Raw genomic sequence first — 17,169 nt, 5'->3', positions numbered from 1 at the left:
CGCCCCAGCGGGCGGCCTCGGCGGCATCGCCTGGCGCGGCCGGAGGGCGGGACGCTAGGGGGGCGCCGAAGCTGACGCTAAAGCGCCCGGTGTTCCACGTGTTGCTCACCGGCAGAACCTAGCAGCGGCCGCGGCAAAAAGAATGGGGCGGCGGATTGCTCCGCCGCCCCACGCAGTCGTCTGACGTGACGTTCGACTTAGAAGTCGGCGGTCAGGCCGATGAACAGGTACCGGCCGAAGGCGTCGTAGATTTGCGGCCAGGTGTTGCCGTTGCAAGGACCGGTCGGGCAGTTCGACGAACCGTTGAGCGGCGGGTCCTTGTCGAACAGGTTGTTCACGCCCGCCCGGAAGTTGAGGTTGTCGCGCATCGTCCAGGACGCCGTCAGGTCGAAGTAGTCGCGCGAGGCGAGCGTCTTGTCCGTGGCGTACTGCAGGCCCGGGTTGTTGAGCGCCGGGTCGTCCGAATAGGCGTCGAGCGTCACCTTGTTGAAGTGGCGCCATTGCAGCGAGAGCGAGAAGTCCTTGAACCAGTCGCCGTATTCGAACGGCGTGGTCCAGGTCACGCGGGCCTTGTGACGCCATTCGGGGTTCGGCGACGACAGACCGCCCGAGACCGAGCAGATCGTGCCGTAGTAGCCGGCGCAGTTGAAGAAGTCGTCGCCCGGCAGGTTCTGGATCGACAGGTCGTCCAGCCAGGTGCCGACGAAGTTGAAGCTCAGGCCGCCACCGTTGCTGATGCCGAAGTTCTCGAGATCGGTCCGGTAGCTGACGTTGAAGTCGATACCCTTGGTGCGCAGGGCGCCCGTGTTCAGGGTAGTGTCGACGACGTAGCCTTCGTTCGAAAGCCAGATCGAGCCGTCCTGGTCGCGGTTCACGAGGCCGCAGAAGAACGAGTCCAGGGTGTTGACGCAGCGGTTGATGATCGTGTCCGCGCCGATGCCCGAGATGAAGTCCTTCACCTTGATGGAGAACCAGTCGGCCGAGAAGTTGAAGCCCGGCAGGAACGAGGGCTGGTAGACGAAGCCGACGGTCCAGGTGTCGGCGGTTTCCGGATCCAGGTTCGGGTTACCGCCGATCTGGCCGTTGTACTGGTTGGCCGGGTTCGCTTCGATGGCCAGGACCTGGGCGGCCGTCAGGTTGAACGCCTGGGCGCAGCGGGCGACCAGCGGATCGCTGGCGGCCAGGCCGGCGCAGGGATCCTGCGTGCCGTCGAGGACGACGTTCTGCGGGCTGAACAGCTCGAGGACGTGCGGCGCACGGACGGCGCGGTTGTAGCCGCCGCGCAGGCGCAGACCGTCGATCGGTTCCCAGTCACCGGCGATCTTGTAGGTCTCGGTGGTGCCGATCGAGGAGTAGTCCGAGTAACGGAAGGCCAGTTCCAGGGTCAGGGACTTGGCGAAGGCCATGTCCTGGACGATCGGGATCCGGGTTTCGGCGAACAGTTCGTACACGTCGAACGAGCCGTTCACCGGCGGGTTGGCGCCGCCCGAGCCGTTCAGGTCGCCCGAGGACGAGATGAAGTCGGCGGCGAAGTCCAGGGTCTCGCGGCGGTACTCGGCGCCCATCGACACGCCCACGCCGTCGTTGGCCCACGGCGACTTCACGCCGTACTCGGTGAGGTCACCGCCCAGCGAGAAGTTCACGATGCGCTCGAACAGGTTGCCGTTCTGCGTGGAGGGGGTTTCCAGGAAGTCGAGCGCGTCCTGGGTCACGCCGCCGAGCTGGAAGATGTTGTAGGGCACGCAGCCGCCGGCGGGGTTGGCGCAGGCCGGGCCGCTCGGCGTCTGGACGACGTTGAGGGCCTGGTTGATCGCCGAGGTACGGTAGAAGCCGGTCTGGACCTGGTTGAACGACACGCGACCGTACTGCATCGCGAAGTCGTAATTCCAGTTGTCGTTCAGGTCGCCACGGACACCCACCACGTAGCGGTACTGCTGGTGCTGGGTCCGGCCCTGACGGCCGCCGCCTTCGACGTTCCGGCGCGAGATCGTGCCGGTGAAGGTGCCGGCCGGATTGGTGGCGCAGGTGCCGCCGCCCGAGGCCGCCGTGGCGTTCAGCAGGCCGCGCTGCTGGGCCGACAGGAACGGGTTGGCGCAGTTGACCGAGAAGGTGCCGGCGAAGATGCCGCCCGGCGCGATCTGGTAGGTCGACGTGTCGTCCATGAACATCACGTCGGCGTAGGCCGTGGCCCAGTCGTTGATCTCGTAGTTCGCGAACGCGCCCAGCACATAACGGTCGTCGGGGCGTTGGTAGTAGTTCGTCGGACCGAAGTTGTAGACGTCGGTCGCGGCGTTGCGCAGGCGGAACGTGTTGCCCGGGCCGGCCGGGTCGACGACGTAGGCGCCGACACGGGCCGGGAAGGCCGTGCCCGAACCGCCGCAGCCGGCGTCGGCGAAGGTGTCGCCCGAGTTGAACGTGCACGACGAGAAGTCGCGGTTGCCCTGCAGGATCGGCTCGACGTGACGATAGCCGGCATAGGCGGTCACGTTGCCCTTGCCGTCCGGCGAGTTCACGCCGATCACCAGCGTCACTTGCGACATTTCACCGTCGCGGACGTTGTCCTTCGGCAGCTGGAAGAACTGCGGATTGGCCGAGGCGTTTTGGGCCGCCTGCACCACGCCGGCAACGTCGTTGCCGTTGTCGTGCTGATAGATGCCGTACTGGGCGTCGACGCGGACGCCCTCGAAGTTCTTGGCCATGATGAAGTTGACGACGCCGCCGACGGCGTCGGCGCCGTACACGGCCGAGGCGCCGCCCGTCAGGACGTCAACGCGCTCGATCAGGGCCGAGGGGATGAAGTTGATGTCGGCGGCCAGCGAGCCGCCCAGGGTGTTCGGCGTGCCGGGCATCAGGCGGCGGCCGTCGATCAGGACCTGGGTGCGGGTCGCGCCGAGGCCGCGGAGGCTGACGGTGGCCGTGCCGGTCGAGCCGTTGGACAGAGCCGCGCCCTGGGCCGCGAAGGCTTGCGGCAGGCTGTTGATCATGTCCTCGACGCGGGTCACGCCCGTCGCCTTGATTTCAGCCGCGCTCACCGCGGTCACCGGGCTGACGCTCTCCAGGTTCGGCGACGGAATACGCGTGCCGGTGACGACGACTTCGGAGATTTCATCCGAAGCGGTCTGGGCCGCGGCTTGCGACGAAAGGCCCAACAGGGCCGCGCCGCAAATCATAGACGACGCCAAAAGGCGTTCCCGCATGGACTTGAATTTCACGGTCTTGATCCTCCAGCGGTCCTGCCCGGCGGGCGGCCGCTCCCCACAAAAAGAGATCGGTCCCGAAAGCGGGATGCGCCCTCGGTTACGGCGGAGTTACGGGGCTGCGAGAGGACTGGTCAACGCAGATTAGCGTTTGGCAATGTTTCGGACGCCCACCTGTCGCATTCTGGTCACAGATTGCCGCACCGTTCCTGAAAGCGGGCAAGGTTTGGCCTCCGATTGTGACAGAGCGCAGAGGCGCAACCTCCGGACCTCGGCGGAATCGCGGCGTCGTCGTGACCGCTGCGCACGGGCGTTGCGCCGGCCGCCGCGCCCCGCTTAATGGGCTCAGAAGAGTCATTCCTGAGGTCGGCGACATGAAGACGGTGGCGATGTGGGCGGTGGGCGTCGCCGTGGCGGCGAGCCTCGGCGGGTCGGCGTCGCAGGCCCAGCCGAAGGGCGAGTCGCGGTCCGCCATGCTGCAGAAGCTGGTGGACTGCCGGAAGCTGACCGACGAGAGCCAGCGCCTCGCCTGCTACGATCAGGCTACCGTCGCGCTGGACCAGGCCGAGGCCAAGGGCGACATCGTGGTGGTCGACCGCGAACAGGCCCGCAAGGTCCGCCGCCAGGCCTTCGGCTTCTCCATGCCCTCGCTCAGCCTCTTCGAGCGCGGCGAAACTCAGGAGGAGCTGGAGAATGTCACCGGCGTGGTCGCCCTGGCCCGCGTCAACGGCGCCGGCAAATGGGTGATCAAGCTGGAGGACGGCGCGGTCTGGACGCAGGTCGATTCGAAGGAGCTCTTCAAGGAGCCCAAGCCCGGGATGCCTGTGAAGATCCGCCAGGCGTCGCTGGGCAGCTTCCTGATGACGGTGGACACCATGGGCGCCTTCCGCGCCCGCCGCACCGAGTAGTCAGCCGCTGTAGAAGGCGTTCCGCGCGGCCATCATCGCGCCGATGCGCTCCCGCTCGCCCGGCTCCAGGAACGGGTTCCAGATGTCGAAGATCAGGATGACGCGCAGTTCGTCGGCGTCGTTCCAGGCCTCGTGCTCGATGGTGTCGTCGAAGACCCAGGCCTCGCCCATCCGCCACTCGCGCACCTCGTTGCCGACGCGGAAGCGCGCTGGCCCCGGGAGGATCAGCGGCAGGTGGCAGAGCAGCCGGGTGTTCGTCGATCCGGTGTGAGGCGGGATGCGGGTTCGCGCATCCAGCGCCGAGAACATCGCCGTCGGCGCGAAGTCCGCCTGATGGGCCATGGGCAGCCGGTCCAACAGGGCGCTGGTCTGCGGGCAACTCGCGCAGACCTCCGCCTGCCGGTGGCCGTCCTTCCAGAGGAACAGCGAACTCCAGCGGCGGGAGTGGTTGAGCTCCTCCCACTGGTTGACCGGCTTCTCCGGGGAAAAGGCGATGTACGGCGCGAACGCCTCCATCCGACTGGCCATAACGGCCTGGAGTTCCTCGACGATGACCGGCGTCGCGGCTTCGAGCTCGGCCAGCCAGGGGAACAGCTCGCGCGGATAGAAAGGGATCGCCGGCAGCCGCGGATAATGCAGCAGGAGCGGCTCGTGGTTGAACACCTTGCGCCGTCCGGCATAGACCCCGATCGCTTCGTCCAACCGGCTCCGCACCAGCTCTCCGCCCGCCTCGTCGAGGGGGCCGACACTGTCGCGAAGATAAGCTTCCAGCGCCGCGTGGGTCTTCTCGACCACCTCCCGCGCGCGGGCGACCGGCGTCTTCAGCCCGGGTAGAAGGTTCGCTTCGTCGGGGGCGAGCTTGAGGGCGTTCTCGTAGACCTTTGCGGCCAGGCGCTCGCCCGACAGCTTCTCGATCACGGCGCCCTTCGAAAGCAGGGCCAGGAAGTTGTACGGCTCCAAGGCCAACGCCTCGTCCAACGCCGCCAACGCCGCCGGCAGGGCCCCATTGGCCCGGTGGATCATCGCCTTCTGCATCTTCACGTGCGGGTCGAACGGCGCGACGGCCTCCGCCCGGGTGACGCAGTCGAGCGCTGTGGCGCGATCGCCCCGCCGCATCGCCGAAGCGGCGTCGGCCAACAGCTGTTCCGGCGAAATGGCTTGCCCCCCGGCGACCATCAGCCGTTCCCTACGGTCGGTTTACGCCGCCAGATGTCCCGCCGCATTCCGCTCGCAACGTCCCTCTGCCCGCGGCCTTTTCCGGGGCCGCCCGTTGCGAAACTTCCACCCACCCCCGATGATGTCAACGACAGGCCCACCAGCGTTTTGCGAGCACCGATGTCCGACTTCCGACGCGTCACCGACGACTTCACCACTGCCCCGCAAATCAGCATCGCGGACGTCGCCGAGGCGGCGCGGCAAGGCTTCCGGACGGTGATCAACAACCGCCCCGACGACGAGGAGCCGGGCCAGCCCTCGTCGGCCGAGATCGAGGCGGCGGCTGAGGCCGCGGGGCTCGCCTATTTCCACATTCCGGTTCGTGGCGGCCCGACGCCGGAGCAGGTCGAGCAGACCAAGGCGCTGCTGTCGCAGGTCGAAACGCCGATCCTGGCCTTCTGCCGCTCGGGCACACGCTCGATCGTCACCTGGTCGCTGAGCCAGGCCCAGTCGGGCGCCCTGCCCCGCGGTGAGCTTGTCACCCTCGGCCGCAACGCCGGCTACGACCTGTCGGGCGTGCTGGGCGGATGATCCCCTACGTCCGCGAGATCGACATCGAGTACGGCCGCTGCGACCAGGTCTCGCCGCTGATCCGGCGGGTGACGGCCAACAACCCCGGCCCATTCACCTTCCTCGGCACCGGCACCTACATCGTCGGCCGCGGCGAAGTGGCGGTCATCGACCCCGGCCCGGACGATCCGGCGCACCTGGACGCGATCCTGCAGGCGGTGAGCGGCGAGAAGATCACGCACATCCTGATCACCCATCACCACTCCGACCATTCGCCCCTGGCCGGGCCGCTGAAGGCGCGGACGGGCGCGACCATCTACGGCTGCGCCGTGGCCGGTCACGAGGAGGCGGACACCGGCGAGGTCAGGATGGAGGCCGGGCACGACCACGACTTCCGGCCCGACATCAGCCTGTGCGATGGCGGCGTCGTGCTGGGCCGCGGGTGGACGATGGACGCCATCCCCACCCCCGGCCACACCTCCAACCACATCTGCTACGGCCTGCGGGAAGAGAACGCCTGCTTCTCAGGCGATCACATCATGGGCTGGTCCACCACCGTGATCACCCCGCCCGACGGCGACATGACCGCCTATCTGGCGAGCCTGGACGACATCCGGTCTCGCAAGTTCGACGTCCTGTGGCCGACCCATGGCCCGCCGATTCGCGATGTCGACGCCTTCATCGCCGCCTACATCGAGCACCGCCAGGAGCGGGTCGACCAGATCCTGGGGGCGCTGAAGGCCGGGCCGGCGCGCATCAACGAGCTGGTGCCGCGCCTCTACGCCGACGTGGATTCGCGGCTGCATCCGGCCGCGGCGCGCTCGATGCTGGCGGCAATGATCCACCTGGTGCGGCGCGGCCAGCTCAAGACCGACGGTGCGCCGGGGCCCGACAGCACCTACCGCCTCGCAGGCTAGACGACCGCCTTGGGGGCCGGCGCGGCGCTCAGCAGCCGGGCCACGCTTTCCAGCGCCCCGCGCAGCACGCCTTGCGTCCCCGGCCCACCCAGCGAGATTCTGAGACCGTTGGCGTGGTCCGGCCCCGCGGCGAAGGCGTCGGCGGTGACCAGGGCAAGGCCCTTCTCCTGGGCGAGGCGGTGGACCCGGTCCGCCCGCCACTCCGGCGGCAGCTCCAGCCAGACGTGGATCCCCTCGGGCGCGCCCCGCGCCGCAGGCAGGACTTCGGCGGCGATCGCCCGGCGCAGGCGCGCCTCCTTCCGCACGCCGGCCAGCAGGCGCTCGGCGGTCCCCTCGCGAATCCAGGTGGACACCACCGCCGACATGATGGGCGACGGCATCAGGGCCAGGGTGCGCAGCGCCTCGGCGGTACGTTCCGCCAGCGCCTCCGGCGGAACCAGGAAGGCCGTGCGCAGGCCGGGCGACAGGCATTTCGAGAGCGTGGCCAGGTGGAACGTCCGCTCCGGCGCCAGGGTCGCGATGGCCGGCAGGGGCGCGTCGAACAGGCGCGCGTAGGGGTCGTCCTCCACGACCCAGAGACCGGCGGCGCGCGCGACCTTGGCCAGGGCTTGGCGCCGGGCGAGGTCGAGGGTCACAGCGGTCGGGTTGTTGGTCGTCGGCGTCAGGTAGAGGGCCGCCGGGCGCTCGGCCGCACACAGGCGCGCGAGGGCGTCGGGGTCCAGCCCGCCCGCGTCGGATGGGCAGACCCGCACCGCCAACCCGAACTGCCGGGCCGCGGTCAGCACGCCCGGATAGACCAGCGGCTCGGTGACAAGCGCGCCGCCGCCCGCGCCGGCGATCGTCGCCAGGATGGCGGCCAGGCCGGTCTGCGCCCCCGGCGTCACCAGCATCCGCGTGGGCGCCACCTGACCTAGGCTGGGCGCCAGCCACGCCGCGGCCGAGGTCCGCTGGCCGAGGCTGCCGCCGCCGGGGTGGTAGGACATCAGCGTCGCGACATCGGTCCGGTCGACCACCGCCGCCACCGCCTCCTTCAGCAGGACGCCGAGCGACAGGCCCTGGGGCGGCGGCGGCAGGTTCATGCCAAGGTCCACCAAGCCGGCCTCGTCCTCCGCCGCCCGGGCCCGGACGAAGGTGCCCCGCCCCACGGCGCCCTCGATCAGGCCGCGGGCGCGGGCGGCGGCATAGGCCCGGGTCACGGTGGTCAGGTCGACGCCCAGGATCTGGGCCACCGTTCGCTGCGGCGGCAACTGGTCGCCCCCTTGCAGTTCCCCGTCGCGGATCGCCGCCTCCAGGGCCTCGACCACGCGGACGTACATCGGTGGGCCAGCGGCCGGCAGGCGCGCCAGCCAGCGGGCCGAAGGGTGCGTCAGGGAGTCCATTGCGATTCTCGCGTCTGACGCATACATTACACAAGTATTGTATGCGTTCAATATCCGCATTGTATGGAGCTGACGCCATGGACCTCAACGGCTGCGAACCGTCCACCCTCAGCGCAGGCCTGCGCTGCCGCTGCCCACGGTGCGGCGAAGGAAAGCTGTTCTCGGGGTTCCTGACGGTCGCCAAGTCCTGCGACCAGTGCGGGCTGGACTATGGCTTCGCCGATCCGGCGGACGGGCCCGCGTTCTTCGTCATGAGCGGCGTCGGCATCGCCGTGGTCGGCCTCTGGGCCTGGTCGGTGGTCGTGTTCCACCCGCCGCTGTGGCTGCAGTTCGCGACGGTGTTCCCGGCCCTGATCGGCGGCTGCCTGGCGTGCCTGCGTCCGATGAAGGCCTGGCTGGTGGCTGAGCAGTACGTCCACAAGGCCGAGGAGGCCCGCTGGGCCAGCCTGGGCGGCCACGGCGAAGGCGGCTTCGTCTACGACCGCCGCAAGGCCTCCGAACGCTAGAAGTCGCGGCGGCCGAAGCGTGGCACGCCCTGGTTCTCGCCCGGCGGATCCATGACGCTGAGGTCCAGGTCCAAGGGTCCGCCCCCGATCCATTGCGCCAGCGTCGTATGATCGGCGAGGTCGTCGTCGGTCAGGGGATGCACCAGGGCGCGCAAGCCCGACGCTTCGATCAGCGCCAGGATCTGCGGCAGCGCCCGCTGCAGGAAGTGGATCTCGAACTGCGGAAGCGGATGCGGCCCGACGGGACCTTCGCGCAGGTTCCCCACCATCAGCAGGTCACGCGCTTCGCCGCTTTCCATCATCGCGGTCAACCGGGCGTGGAGCGCGTCCGACGCCGGCCGTTGGTGGGCTTCGTGATAGATGTGCGCGTGGAAGGGCGCGGTCCCATCGCTCGTCATGCGACCGCGCTATAGCGCCTTCTCCAGCTCGTCGAAACGGAAGCCCTGGTCGGCCGACCGAAACGCGCGTTGTCCTACACGCTCTCCTTCGCCTTCGCCGACGGTAGGACGTAGTCCTTCATCCGGTCGCGGATCAGCTTCTTGTCGATCTTGCCCGTGGCGCCCAGGGGAATGTCGTCGACGAAGACCACGTCGTCCGGCGTCCACCACTTGGCGATCTTGCCCTCCAGGAAGGCCAGGAACTCGTCCTTGGTGGCCTCGACCCCCTCGCGCAACTTCACCAGCAGGACGGGCCGCTCATCCCACTTCGGGTGAGCCGCTCCGATGACGGCCGCATTGGCCGCCTTCGGATGGCCCATGGCGATGTTCTCGATCTCGATCGAACTGATCCACTCGCCGCCCGACTTGATGACGTCCTTGGCGCGGTCGGTGATCTGCATGAAGCCCTGATCGTCGATGGTCGCCACGTCGCCCGTGTCGAAGAAGCCTTCGGCGTCCAGGATCTCGCCGCCCTCGCCCTTGAAGTACTCGCCGACGACGAAGGGCCCCTTCACCTTGAGCTTGCCGAAGGTGGACCCGTCGTGGGGCAGCCGCTCCTCGGCGTCGTTCACCAGCTTCATCTCGATGCCCAGCGGCGGGCGGCCCTGCTTCAGCTTGAAGGCCAGCTGCGCCTCGGGGTCCATTTCGGCGATGGCGGCGTTCGGCGCGGAGATTGTGCCCAGCGGCGACAGCTCGGTCATGCCCCAGGCGTGCGTCACGTCCACGCCGAACTCGTCGCGGAAGCCGCGCACGATGGCCTCCGGCACGGCGGATCCGCCGATCACCACCCGCTTCAGCGTCGTGAGCTGGGACTTTGTATCGCGCAGGTGGGCCAGCAGCATCTGCCAGACCGTCGGCACCGCGGCCGAGAAGGTCACGCCCTCGCTCTCGATCAGCTCATGGACCGACGCGCCGTCCAGCTTCTGGCCGGGCATCACCAGCTTGGCCCCCGAGGCCGGGCACGACAGCGCCAGGCCCCAGGCGTTGGCGTGGAACATCGGCACCACGGGCAGCACCACTTCGGTGGCGCCCAGGTTCATGACGTCCCGGGTCATGGTGATGATGGTGTGCAGGAAGTTGGAGCGGTGAGAGTAGAGCACCCCCTTGGGATGGCCCGTGGTGCCCGAGGTGTAGCAGAGGCCGGCGGCGGTGTTCTCGTCGAAGCCGCCCCAGACGCAGTCGGCGGAGTGCTGCTCGATCAGGTCCTCGTAGCAGAGGGCGCCCGGCAGGCTGACGCCCTTCATCCCCTCGCGATCGGTGAGCACGACGACGTGCTTCACGGTCGGCAGCTTGGGCAGGTTCTCGGCCAGCACCGGCACGAAGGTCAGGTCGGTGAAGATGATCCGGTCTTCGGCGTGGTTGATGATGTAGCAGAGCTGCTCGGCGAACAGCCGCGGGTTCAGGGTGTGGCAGACCGCCCCGATCCCCATGATCCCGTACCAGGCCTCAATGTGGCGCGCGGTGTTCCAGGCCAGGGTGGCGACCCGGTCGCCCGGCTGGACGCCCAGCCCCTTCAGCGCGTTGGACAGCCGCTTCGCCCGGGTGTGGACCTCGCCATAGGTCGTGCGCACGATCGGCCCCTCGACCGAGCGGGTCACCACTTCGCGGTCGCCGTGCCAGGCCTTCGCGTGGTCGAGGATCTTGTCGACCGTAAGCGGCCAGTTCTGCATCAGGCCCAGCATCTGCGCGCCTTCTCCCCTAAGTTATCGGCTGTTAGTTATCGATCACGATTAGAGAGACGATGTCGCTTCCGCAACGGGAGCGTCAACTTGTCCTGTCGATCCAGGTCCTTGCCGCCTGCGCCGTCGGAGCCTGGGCGTCGACCGTGGGCCACCCCGGCGGCTCCAATAGCCGGCCGACCTGATCGTGCAGCACCGCCACCGTGGCGTCCGAGGCGTCGCCCGTGCGGTTCGCCACGCGCGCCTCCAGCACCTCGACCGGCGCATCCATCCAGGCGCCGCGGAACGGCACGCCGCATTCGGCCGCCAGCGCCTCCACCCGGGCCCGCAGGCCGCCATCAATGAAGGTCGCGTCCAGCACCACCGCGCGACCGGCTTTCAACAGCGCACGGGCGTTGTCGATCATGGTGTCGTAGGTGCGCACGTAGAACTCGGCCGTATAGGTCGCCGGGTCCATGGTGGTGGTCGGCGGGATGTTCATCAGCCGCTTGCGGATCTCGTCGGTGCGCAGGATCACGGCCCCCGGCGAGGCGCCAAGCGACGGCGCCACGGCGCGCGAGAAGTGCGACTTGCCGGACCCCGACAGGCCGCCCACCGCGGCCAGCACCGGCGGCGGGGGCGACAGGTGGGCGATGGCGGCCTCCACATAGGCCCGCGCCGCGGCCGGGTCCGACGAATGCGCCGACACGTGCGCCCTTACCCCCGCGCGCACCGAGAGCATCAGGGGCAGGCTGGCGAGGCCGTCCCAGATCTCGGGCGGGAACGTCCGGGCCGCCTCGTCCACATAGCCGGACAGGGCCCGCACAGCCGCGTCGCGCCGGCCCCGGAAGTCGAGGTCCATCAGCAGGAAGGCCAGGTCGTATTGCACGTCGAGATCGGACAGCAGGTCGCTGAACTCGATGCAGTCGAACAGGACCGGCCGTCCGTCTTCCAACAGGATATTCCCGAGGTGCAGGTCACCGTGGCAGCGCCGGGAGAAGCCGCTCGCCGACCGGTGCGCCAGCAGCGGCGCCTGCCGTTCCAGCTCGGCTTCGGTCAGGGCGATCATCGTCTCGACCCGGTCCTGGTCCAGGCCCTCGCAGGTCTCGCGAAGGAGCTGGGCGTTGGAGCCGACCGTGAAGCTGAGGGCGGTCAGGCCGCCGGCGGGGCGAAGGGGCGCCTCGGCGTGGAAGCCGGCGATCATCCGGCCCAGGGCTTCGGCCAGGTCGCCGGTGACGGCCTCTGGCCGAGCGGACAGAACACAACGTTCGTCGAACCTGCGCATCTCAAGCACGTGGCCGATGGCCTCGCCGGCGCCTTCGAGGGCCAGCCCGCCGCCGGCCTCGCGGGTGATCGGCCGCACGGCGCGGTAGATGTCGGGCGCGGCCGCCTTGTTGAACTCCAGCTCGCGGTCCAGCGCCCACTTCCGGCGCTCCATCGTCGAGAAGTCCGCGTAGCCCAGATCGGCGTGGCGCTTGAGCTTCCAGGCCGCGTCCTTGCCGAGGAAGACGTGCGCGCACGCCGTCTCGATCGCCTTGTCCGTGCGGGCCGCCAGCCAGGCCATGATCTCGGCCTCGACCGGCGTCGTCCGGGGGCCGCTCAAGGAAACAGCCTGCGCGTCGCCCAGCCGCCCCCGGCGCGTTCGAACACCAGCCGCTCGTGGAGGCGGAACGGGCGATCGCGCCAGAACTCGATCGACTGCGGCGCCACGCGGAAGCCGGACCAGTGCGGCGGCCGCGGCACCTTGCCCAGGCCGAAGCGCAGGCCGACCTCGGCGATCTTCTTCTCCAGGGCCAGGCGGTCCGGCAGGGTGCGCGACTGGGCGCTGGCCCAGGCGCCGAGCTGGGCCGGCCGGGCGCGGGTGGCGAAATAGGCGTCGGCTTCTTCCGGCGTCGTCGGCGTCACCTCGCCGCGCACCCGCACCTGCCGCCGCAGAGACTTCCAGTGGAACAGCAGCGCCGCCTTCGGATTGGCGGCCAGTTCCTGGCCCTTGGCGCTCTCGAGGTTGGTGTAGAAGACGAAACCGCCGGGATCGACGTCCTTGAGCAGCACCATCCGCACGTCGGGCAGGCCGTCGGCGTCCGCCGTGGCGAGGGCCATGGCGTTGGCGTCGTTCGGCTCCTTCTGCAGGGCTTCCTTCAGCCAAGCGTCGAAGAGCGCGAAGGGGTCGGTCTCGCTGAGCAGCGGCGGCGGCTCGGCGCTCGCCACCTGGCGGACGTATTCGTCCTCGGTCGGGGACGCCGGGATGAGGGTCTTTTCGGTCACGCAGGGGATATAGCGCGGCCGTGCGCGACCTTGCGAGCGCTTAACGGTGTGTTGACGGCGTTTACCCTACGGTCCTGGCTCATGAGTCGGACGGCTCCCGACATGACCCTGAAGATGGCGCGCGAGGTGCTGGGCGTGAGCTCCGCCTCGACGCCCGCCGAGGTGCGCAAGGCGTTCCGCGCGGCGGCCAAGCGCGCGCATCCGGACCAGGGCGGCGACGAGGGCGCCTTCCGCCAGGTGATGGACGCCTACCAGCGTCTGCAGGACCCGCTCGGCGACCGCTTCGTGCAAGCGCCGGTCAGGGCGCGGCCGACGCCGGATCCCGACCTGGAGATTTCGCCCAAGCTGGCCCTCGAAGGCGGCGACGTGGACCATCGAATGCCCGATGGCCAGTTCATCCGCATCACCCTGCCGCCCGGCCTGCGTTCGGGGGACAAGGTGCAGGCGGCCGGTCACGAGTTGTCGGTCTACATCCGCGCCCACGACGGCGTGCTGGTGCGCGGCGACGACGTGTGGATGACGGCGAAGGTGGCTCCGGGCCTGCTCAAGAAAGGCGGCCGGATCACGGTAGACACCCCGCTTGGCCGCCGCAGCATCTGGATCGACCGCAAGGCCGCCGAACGTGGTCTGGTCCGCGTGGAAGGCGAAGGCCTGCCGGCCCGCGGCCGCCGGGAGGCCGGGCACCTGTTCGTCCGGCTGGCCGCCAACCCCGGGCTGGCCGACAGCGCCGCCCTGTCCCTGCTCCGCCGCTTCGCCGCCGCCTGGGCCGCCTGACTGGTACAGTTCTTGCTTAACTAGGCCCAACGCAAGGAGGGCCAGATGGCTATGAACGGTATCGGCGCGATGCTTTCCCTCGGACTGCCGACCGCCACGGGCGGGGTGGAGCAGCCCGGCAGGGCGCCGGAGAACCCGGCGGACGCCGCCAAGACCCGCGCCGAGGCCGCCGCCGCCCGCAACAAGGCCACCCTCGACGAGGTGCGTGAGAAGGGGCTTTACGCCTGGGCCAAGGAACAGAAGTTCGAAGCCCTGAAAGCGAAGATCGAGAAAGAGATGAAGGCCGCGAAGGGCATCAGCGACGCCTCGCTGGCCGCCATGACTCCCGAGGAGCGGGCCGCGACCCTGACATCGCTGGAAGCCGAGATTTCCAAGCGCATTCAGGAGGTCATGCAGGACGCCCTGAGCGGCGAGGCCCAGAAGGCCGCCAAGGAAGGCCGCTCCGCCCAACCCATGATCATCGATATCGCGGTCTAGCGCCGCCTAGAGCCGGTGGCGCTGGCGCCACTCGTCGCGGGTCAGCTCCCAGTAGACGGAGCGGCGGGTGGTCCCGTCGGGACGGACCGCCTCGCGCTCCCCCATGCGCCGGAAACCCGCGGCGTCGATGCCCTTCTGCGAGCGGACATTGTCGAGGGCGGCGGTCAGGCACATCAGCCGCACGCCCAGGGTCTCGAAGATCCAGCCGAAGGTGTGCGACATGCCGACGCCGCCCTGGCCCTTTCCCTGCAGGTCGGCACGCATGGCCCCGGCAAGCTCTGCCGACGCATGCTCGGGCCAGACGGTGATCCGCGAATAGCCGGCCACATCGCCATCCTCGTCGAGGGTCACCAGCAGCAGGGCGTCGCCCGCCAACGCCTGGGCCTGGTTCTCGGCCACCCAGCGGGTGACGCTGTCTTCCGTGATCGGCCGCGGCAGATCGTAGATGGGCCCCGACACCCGAATGTCGCTGAGCAGCGCGGTCAGGCCGGGAACGTGCTTCAGCTCGGCCCGGGCGCGGCCCAGACCCAGGGCGGAGACGTCGGCGGTTCGCACGGCCTGGCGGATCGCCTCTGCCTCTTCCGCGGAGGCGTGGATGACGGTTTTCGGCGGCGCGCTCATGACGCTGCGAGGCGCTCGAGCGCCTCGCCATCCAGCCGCCGAACGGTCCACTCGGTCATCGCACCGGCTCCCAGGCTGTCATAGAAGGCGATCGAGGGCGCGTTCCAGTTGAGCACCGCCCATTCCAGCCGCCCCAGCTCGGCGTCGACGCAGCGCTGGGCCAGCTTGCGCAGCAGGGCCTTGCCGGCTCCCACGCCGCGCGCTTCCGGGCGGACGAAGAGGTCCTCAAGATAGATTCCCGCCCGGCCGCGGAACGTCGAGTAGTTGTAGAACCAGAGCGCGAAGCCCACCGGCTGGCCGTTGTGCTCGGCGATCTCGCAGAAGCTGCGCGGGTTCTCTCCGAACAGGTCGCGACGGATGTCGGCCTCGGTCGCCTCCACCTCGTGCAGCAGCCGCTCGTACTCCGCCAGCTCCCGGATGAAGGACAGGATCAGCGGGGCGTCGGCGACGGTCGCCACCCGGATATTCACGCTCATGTCACAAACCTAGGCGCTGACCCAACCCAAGGCCAAGCCTTCTGCCTAGACGCGGGCGCCGGTGGTCTCCTCCGACACCGCCCACAGGCGCTCGGCCGTCTCGGGGTCCAGGGCATGGGGCATGACGCCCTCGAACGGATTGTCCTGCGTCCACGGCAGCGCCTGGGCGCAGTTCTCCAGGTAGAGGCCGCCCACGCCCTCCAACTCGTCGCCCAGCGCGGCCCAGACGCTGGTGGAGGCGCCCTGCTCGGTCGACTTGAAGCGGTCGTTGGTCTTGCCGCTCTCGTCCATCCAGCCGAAGGCGATCATCTCTTCGCGCGGAAGGTGCCGCTGCAGCGGCGTCATGATGCCGCCGGGCATGACGGCGTTGGCGTTGATCCCCAGGTCGGCGAAGCGGGCGTCGAAGCCGACGGCGAACAGGGCGTTGGCGGTCTTGGCCTGGCCGTAGGCCTCCCATTTATCGTAGGGCCGCTGGCGATAGTGGATGTCGTCGAAGTGGATGCCGCTGCGGCGGTGGCCGATGGACGACAGCGAGACCAGCCGGCTCTGGCGCCCCTCCTCGGCCGCGTTCATCAGGCTCCGCGCCAACAGGATCGACAGCAGGAAATGGCCGAAGTGGTTCGTGCCGATCTGCATCTCCAGATCCTGCGCCGTGTAGCTCTGCGGGCAGGCCATGACGCCGGCGTTGTTGATCAGAATGTCGAGCGGCTGATCGCCCCAGGCCGAGGCAAAGGCCGCCACCGAGGCGAGGTCCGAGAGGTCCAGCCGGCCGACCGAGACCTTGCCCGGCGCGGTCCGGCCGATGTCCGCCGCGGTGACTTCACCCGCCGCCAGGTTGCGGACCGCGAGCATCACCTCGGCGCCCGCCTCGGCCAGCGCCCGGGCGGTCTCGACGCCGATGCCCGACGCGCCGCCCGTGACGATGGCCCGGACCCCGTTCAGGTCGTGACCGGCCGCGACCTCGCGCGCGGTGGACTTGGCGCCGAAGGCCGAGGTGATGCGCTCGCTCATGGTCCTCAGGCCACCTTGCTGAAGTCAGGGGCGCGCTTTTCGGCGAAGGCGGTCAGCGCTTCCTTGGTCTCCGGCGAGCGGAGCTGGGCGGCGAAGATCCGGCCTTCCTGCTCCATCTGGGCGGTGATGGCCGCCGGATCGCGCATCAGCGCCTTGGTGGCCTGGACCGCGGTGGGGGCGCGGCTGGCCACGGCCTCGGCGGCCGCACGGGCCTTGGCGCGCAGCTCGGCGGCGGGGACGGCGGCGTTGGCGATGCCCCAGGCGGCGGCGGTCTTGCCGTCCACCGCCTCGTTCAGCACGAACATCGAGAAGGCGCGGGCGTGACCGATCCGCGCGGGCAGCAGCAGCGAGGAGGCCGCCTCGGGCACGAGGGCCAGGTTCACGAACGGGGTGGTCAGCAGGGCGTCCTCGGCCACATAGACGAGGTCGCAGTGCAGCAGCATGGTCACGCCGACCCCCACCGCCCGGCCATGGACGGCCGCGACGATCGGGGTCTTGGCCCGGGCCAGCGCCGCCAGCAGCGGATTGCCGCCCTCGCGCGCCTGATTGGCCTGGGGATCGCCCGAATTGACGGCGGCGAAGTCACCCAGGTCGTTGCCGGCGGTGAAGATGTCGCCGTTGGCCTGGATCAGGACGCAGCGGATGGACGGATCCTCGCTGGCCCGGTCGATCCCGTCGCCCAGGCCCTGGTACATGGCCCGCGTCAGGGCGTTCTTCTTGTCCGGCCGGTTGATGGTCAGGGTCAGGACGCCGCCCGACACTTCGCTCAAAATGTGATCCGTCATTCCGCTTTCGGCCGCAGAGAGCCGTCCTCTGGT

General features: G+C 69.4%; 17 protein-coding genes. 6 read left to right on the top strand and 11 right to left on the bottom strand.

What is annotated here, in order from left to right; translation table 11 throughout:
* Positions 1-197: 197 nt before the first annotated feature.
* The gene (locus A2790_RS17680) at positions 198-3,212 is read right to left on the bottom strand and encodes a TonB-dependent receptor (RefSeq protein ID WP_293394256.1); all 3,015 of its coding nucleotides are present in this window, start codon (positions 3,210-3,212) and stop codon (positions 198-200) included.
* A gap of 359 nt (positions 3,213-3,571) precedes the next feature.
* Here A2790_RS17680 and A2790_RS17675 point away from each other — a divergent pair, with 359 nt between their 5' ends.
* On the top strand, positions 3,572-4,105 hold the full coding sequence (locus tag A2790_RS17675; protein ID WP_293394253.1) for a hypothetical protein: 534 nt from the start codon (positions 3,572-3,574) through the stop codon (positions 4,103-4,105).
* Here the strand turns inward: A2790_RS17675 and A2790_RS17670 are convergent, their stop codons facing one another.
* The gene (locus A2790_RS17670; protein WP_293394250.1) at positions 4,106-5,281 is read right to left on the bottom strand and encodes an aspartyl/asparaginyl beta-hydroxylase domain-containing protein; all 1,176 of its coding nucleotides are present in this window, start codon (positions 5,279-5,281) and stop codon (positions 4,106-4,108) included. It abuts the gene before it with no gap.
* A gap of 159 nt (positions 5,282-5,440) precedes the next feature.
* Between A2790_RS17670 and A2790_RS17665 the strand changes: the two genes are divergently transcribed.
* Together A2790_RS17665 and A2790_RS17660 are read left to right on the top strand one after the other, a co-directional pair.
* A complete protein-coding gene (locus A2790_RS17665; RefSeq protein ID WP_293394247.1) occupies positions 5,441-5,851 on the top strand; it encodes a TIGR01244 family sulfur transferase in 411 nt (136 codons plus the stop codon).
* Complete coding sequence (locus tag A2790_RS17660; RefSeq protein WP_293394244.1) at positions 5,848-6,747, top strand: MBL fold metallo-hydrolase; 900 nt, start codon at positions 5,848-5,850, stop codon at positions 6,745-6,747. The genes A2790_RS17665 and A2790_RS17660 overlap by 4 nt, the downstream gene beginning before the upstream one ends.
* Here the strand turns inward: A2790_RS17660 and A2790_RS17655 are convergent.
* Positions 6,744-8,126: a PLP-dependent aminotransferase family protein gene (locus A2790_RS17655; protein WP_293394241.1), complete on the bottom strand. Its 1,383-nt coding sequence runs from the start codon at positions 8,124-8,126 to the stop codon at positions 6,744-6,746. The two genes, A2790_RS17660 and A2790_RS17655, sit on opposite strands and share 4 nt — an antisense overlap.
* A gap of 77 nt (positions 8,127-8,203) precedes the next feature.
* Between A2790_RS17655 and A2790_RS17650 the strand changes: the two genes are divergently transcribed.
* Complete coding sequence (locus A2790_RS17650) at positions 8,204-8,632, top strand: DUF983 domain-containing protein (RefSeq protein WP_293394238.1); 429 nt, start codon at positions 8,204-8,206, stop codon at positions 8,630-8,632.
* Here A2790_RS17650 and A2790_RS17645 read toward each other — a convergent pair.
* From A2790_RS17645 to pdxH, 4 genes are all read right to left on the bottom strand, one after another.
* On the bottom strand, positions 8,629-9,030 hold the full coding sequence (locus tag A2790_RS17645) for a DOPA 4,5-dioxygenase family protein (protein ID WP_293394235.1): 402 nt from the start codon (positions 9,028-9,030) through the stop codon (positions 8,629-8,631). The two genes, A2790_RS17650 and A2790_RS17645, sit on opposite strands and share 4 nt — an antisense overlap.
* A 74-nt stretch (positions 9,031-9,104) precedes the next feature.
* The gene (locus A2790_RS17640; protein WP_293394232.1) at positions 9,105-10,751 is read right to left on the bottom strand and encodes a long-chain-fatty-acid--CoA ligase; all 1,647 of its coding nucleotides are present in this window, start codon (positions 10,749-10,751) and stop codon (positions 9,105-9,107) included.
* Between the two features lie 82 nt (positions 10,752-10,833).
* Positions 10,834-12,330: a bifunctional aminoglycoside phosphotransferase/ATP-binding protein gene (locus tag A2790_RS17635; protein WP_293394229.1), complete on the bottom strand. Its 1,497-nt coding sequence runs from the start codon at positions 12,328-12,330 to the stop codon at positions 10,834-10,836.
* Positions 12,327-12,992, bottom strand: coding sequence for a pyridoxamine 5'-phosphate oxidase (gene pdxH / locus A2790_RS17630; protein ID WP_293394227.1), 666 nt, complete (start codon positions 12,990-12,992; stop codon positions 12,327-12,329). The genes A2790_RS17635 and pdxH overlap by 4 nt, the downstream gene beginning before the upstream one ends.
* A gap of 81 nt (positions 12,993-13,073) precedes the next feature.
* Between pdxH and A2790_RS17625 the strand changes: the two genes are divergently transcribed.
* Together A2790_RS17625 and A2790_RS17620 are read left to right on the top strand one after the other, a co-directional pair.
* Entirely contained in the window at positions 13,074-13,766 is a 693-nt protein-coding gene (locus A2790_RS17625) for a DnaJ domain-containing protein (RefSeq protein ID WP_293394224.1), read from the top strand.
* A gap of 45 nt (positions 13,767-13,811) precedes the next feature.
* Positions 13,812-14,243, top strand: coding sequence for a hypothetical protein (locus tag A2790_RS17620; protein ID WP_293394221.1), 432 nt, complete (start codon positions 13,812-13,814; stop codon positions 14,241-14,243).
* 6 nt (positions 14,244-14,249) lie between these two features.
* Here A2790_RS17620 and A2790_RS17615 read toward each other — a convergent pair whose 3' ends face one another.
* Genes A2790_RS17615 through A2790_RS17600 form a run of 4 tightly spaced genes read right to left on the bottom strand, consistent with a single transcriptional unit; the run spans position 14,250 to position 17,136 of the window.
* Positions 14,250-14,864, bottom strand: a complete 615-nt coding sequence (locus A2790_RS17615) for a GNAT family protein (RefSeq protein WP_293394218.1) — start codon at positions 14,862-14,864, stop codon at positions 14,250-14,252.
* On the bottom strand, positions 14,861-15,340 hold the full coding sequence (locus A2790_RS17610; RefSeq protein WP_293394215.1) for a GNAT family N-acetyltransferase: 480 nt from the start codon (positions 15,338-15,340) through the stop codon (positions 14,861-14,863). Before A2790_RS17610 ends, A2790_RS17615 begins: the two co-directional genes overlap by 4 nt.
* A 45-nt stretch (positions 15,341-15,385) precedes the next feature.
* Positions 15,386-16,351: an oxidoreductase gene (locus tag A2790_RS17605; RefSeq protein ID WP_293394212.1), complete on the bottom strand. Its 966-nt coding sequence runs from the start codon at positions 16,349-16,351 to the stop codon at positions 15,386-15,388.
* 5 nt (positions 16,352-16,356) lie between these two features.
* Complete coding sequence (locus A2790_RS17600) at positions 16,357-17,136, bottom strand: enoyl-CoA hydratase-related protein (protein WP_068877609.1); 780 nt, start codon at positions 17,134-17,136, stop codon at positions 16,357-16,359.
* Positions 17,137-17,169 lie beyond the last annotated feature (33 nt).

Source organism: Phenylobacterium sp. RIFCSPHIGHO2_01_FULL_69_31 (assembly GCF_001824475.1).
Taxonomy (GTDB): Bacteria; Pseudomonadota; Alphaproteobacteria; order Caulobacterales; family Caulobacteraceae; genus Phenylobacterium.
Note: the sequence above shows the minus strand (reverse complement) of the source record. Positions and strands in the feature narration are given on the sequence as shown.

Excerpts from the sequence above, each read along its gene's own strand:
- A2790_RS17625 (WP_293394224.1), top strand. The coding sequence starts at position 13,074 with ATGAGTCGGACGGCTCCCGACATGACCCTGAAGATGGCGCGCGAGGTG.
- A2790_RS17640 (WP_293394232.1), bottom strand. The coding sequence starts at position 10,751 with ATGCTGGGCCTGATGCAGAACTGGCCGCTTACGGTCGACAAGATCCTC.
- A2790_RS17600 (WP_068877609.1), bottom strand. The coding sequence starts at position 17,136 with ATGACGGATCACATTTTGAGCGAAGTGTCGGGCGGCGTCCTGACCCTG.
- A2790_RS17665 (WP_293394247.1), top strand. The coding sequence starts at position 5,441 with ATGTCCGACTTCCGACGCGTCACCGACGACTTCACCACTGCCCCGCAA.
- A2790_RS17615 (WP_293394218.1), bottom strand. The coding sequence starts at position 14,864 with ATGAGCGCGCCGCCGAAAACCGTCATCCACGCCTCCGCGGAAGAGGCA.
- A2790_RS17655 (WP_293394241.1), bottom strand. The coding sequence starts at position 8,126 with ATGGACTCCCTGACGCACCCTTCGGCCCGCTGGCTGGCGCGCCTGCCG.
- A2790_RS17645 (WP_293394235.1), bottom strand. The coding sequence starts at position 9,030 with ATGACGAGCGATGGGACCGCGCCCTTCCACGCGCACATCTATCACGAA.
- A2790_RS17670 (WP_293394250.1), bottom strand. The coding sequence starts at position 5,281 with ATGGTCGCCGGGGGGCAAGCCATTTCGCCGGAACAGCTGTTGGCCGAC.
- A2790_RS17675 (WP_293394253.1), top strand. The coding sequence starts at position 3,572 with ATGAAGACGGTGGCGATGTGGGCGGTGGGCGTCGCCGTGGCGGCGAGC.
- A2790_RS17605 (WP_293394212.1), bottom strand. The coding sequence starts at position 16,351 with ATGAGCGAGCGCATCACCTCGGCCTTCGGCGCCAAGTCCACCGCGCGC.
- A2790_RS17620 (WP_293394221.1), top strand. The coding sequence starts at position 13,812 with ATGGCTATGAACGGTATCGGCGCGATGCTTTCCCTCGGACTGCCGACC.
- A2790_RS17660 (WP_293394244.1), top strand. The coding sequence starts at position 5,848 with ATGATCCCCTACGTCCGCGAGATCGACATCGAGTACGGCCGCTGCGAC.
- A2790_RS17650 (WP_293394238.1), top strand. The coding sequence starts at position 8,204 with ATGGACCTCAACGGCTGCGAACCGTCCACCCTCAGCGCAGGCCTGCGC.
- A2790_RS17610 (WP_293394215.1), bottom strand. The coding sequence starts at position 15,340 with ATGAGCGTGAATATCCGGGTGGCGACCGTCGCCGACGCCCCGCTGATC.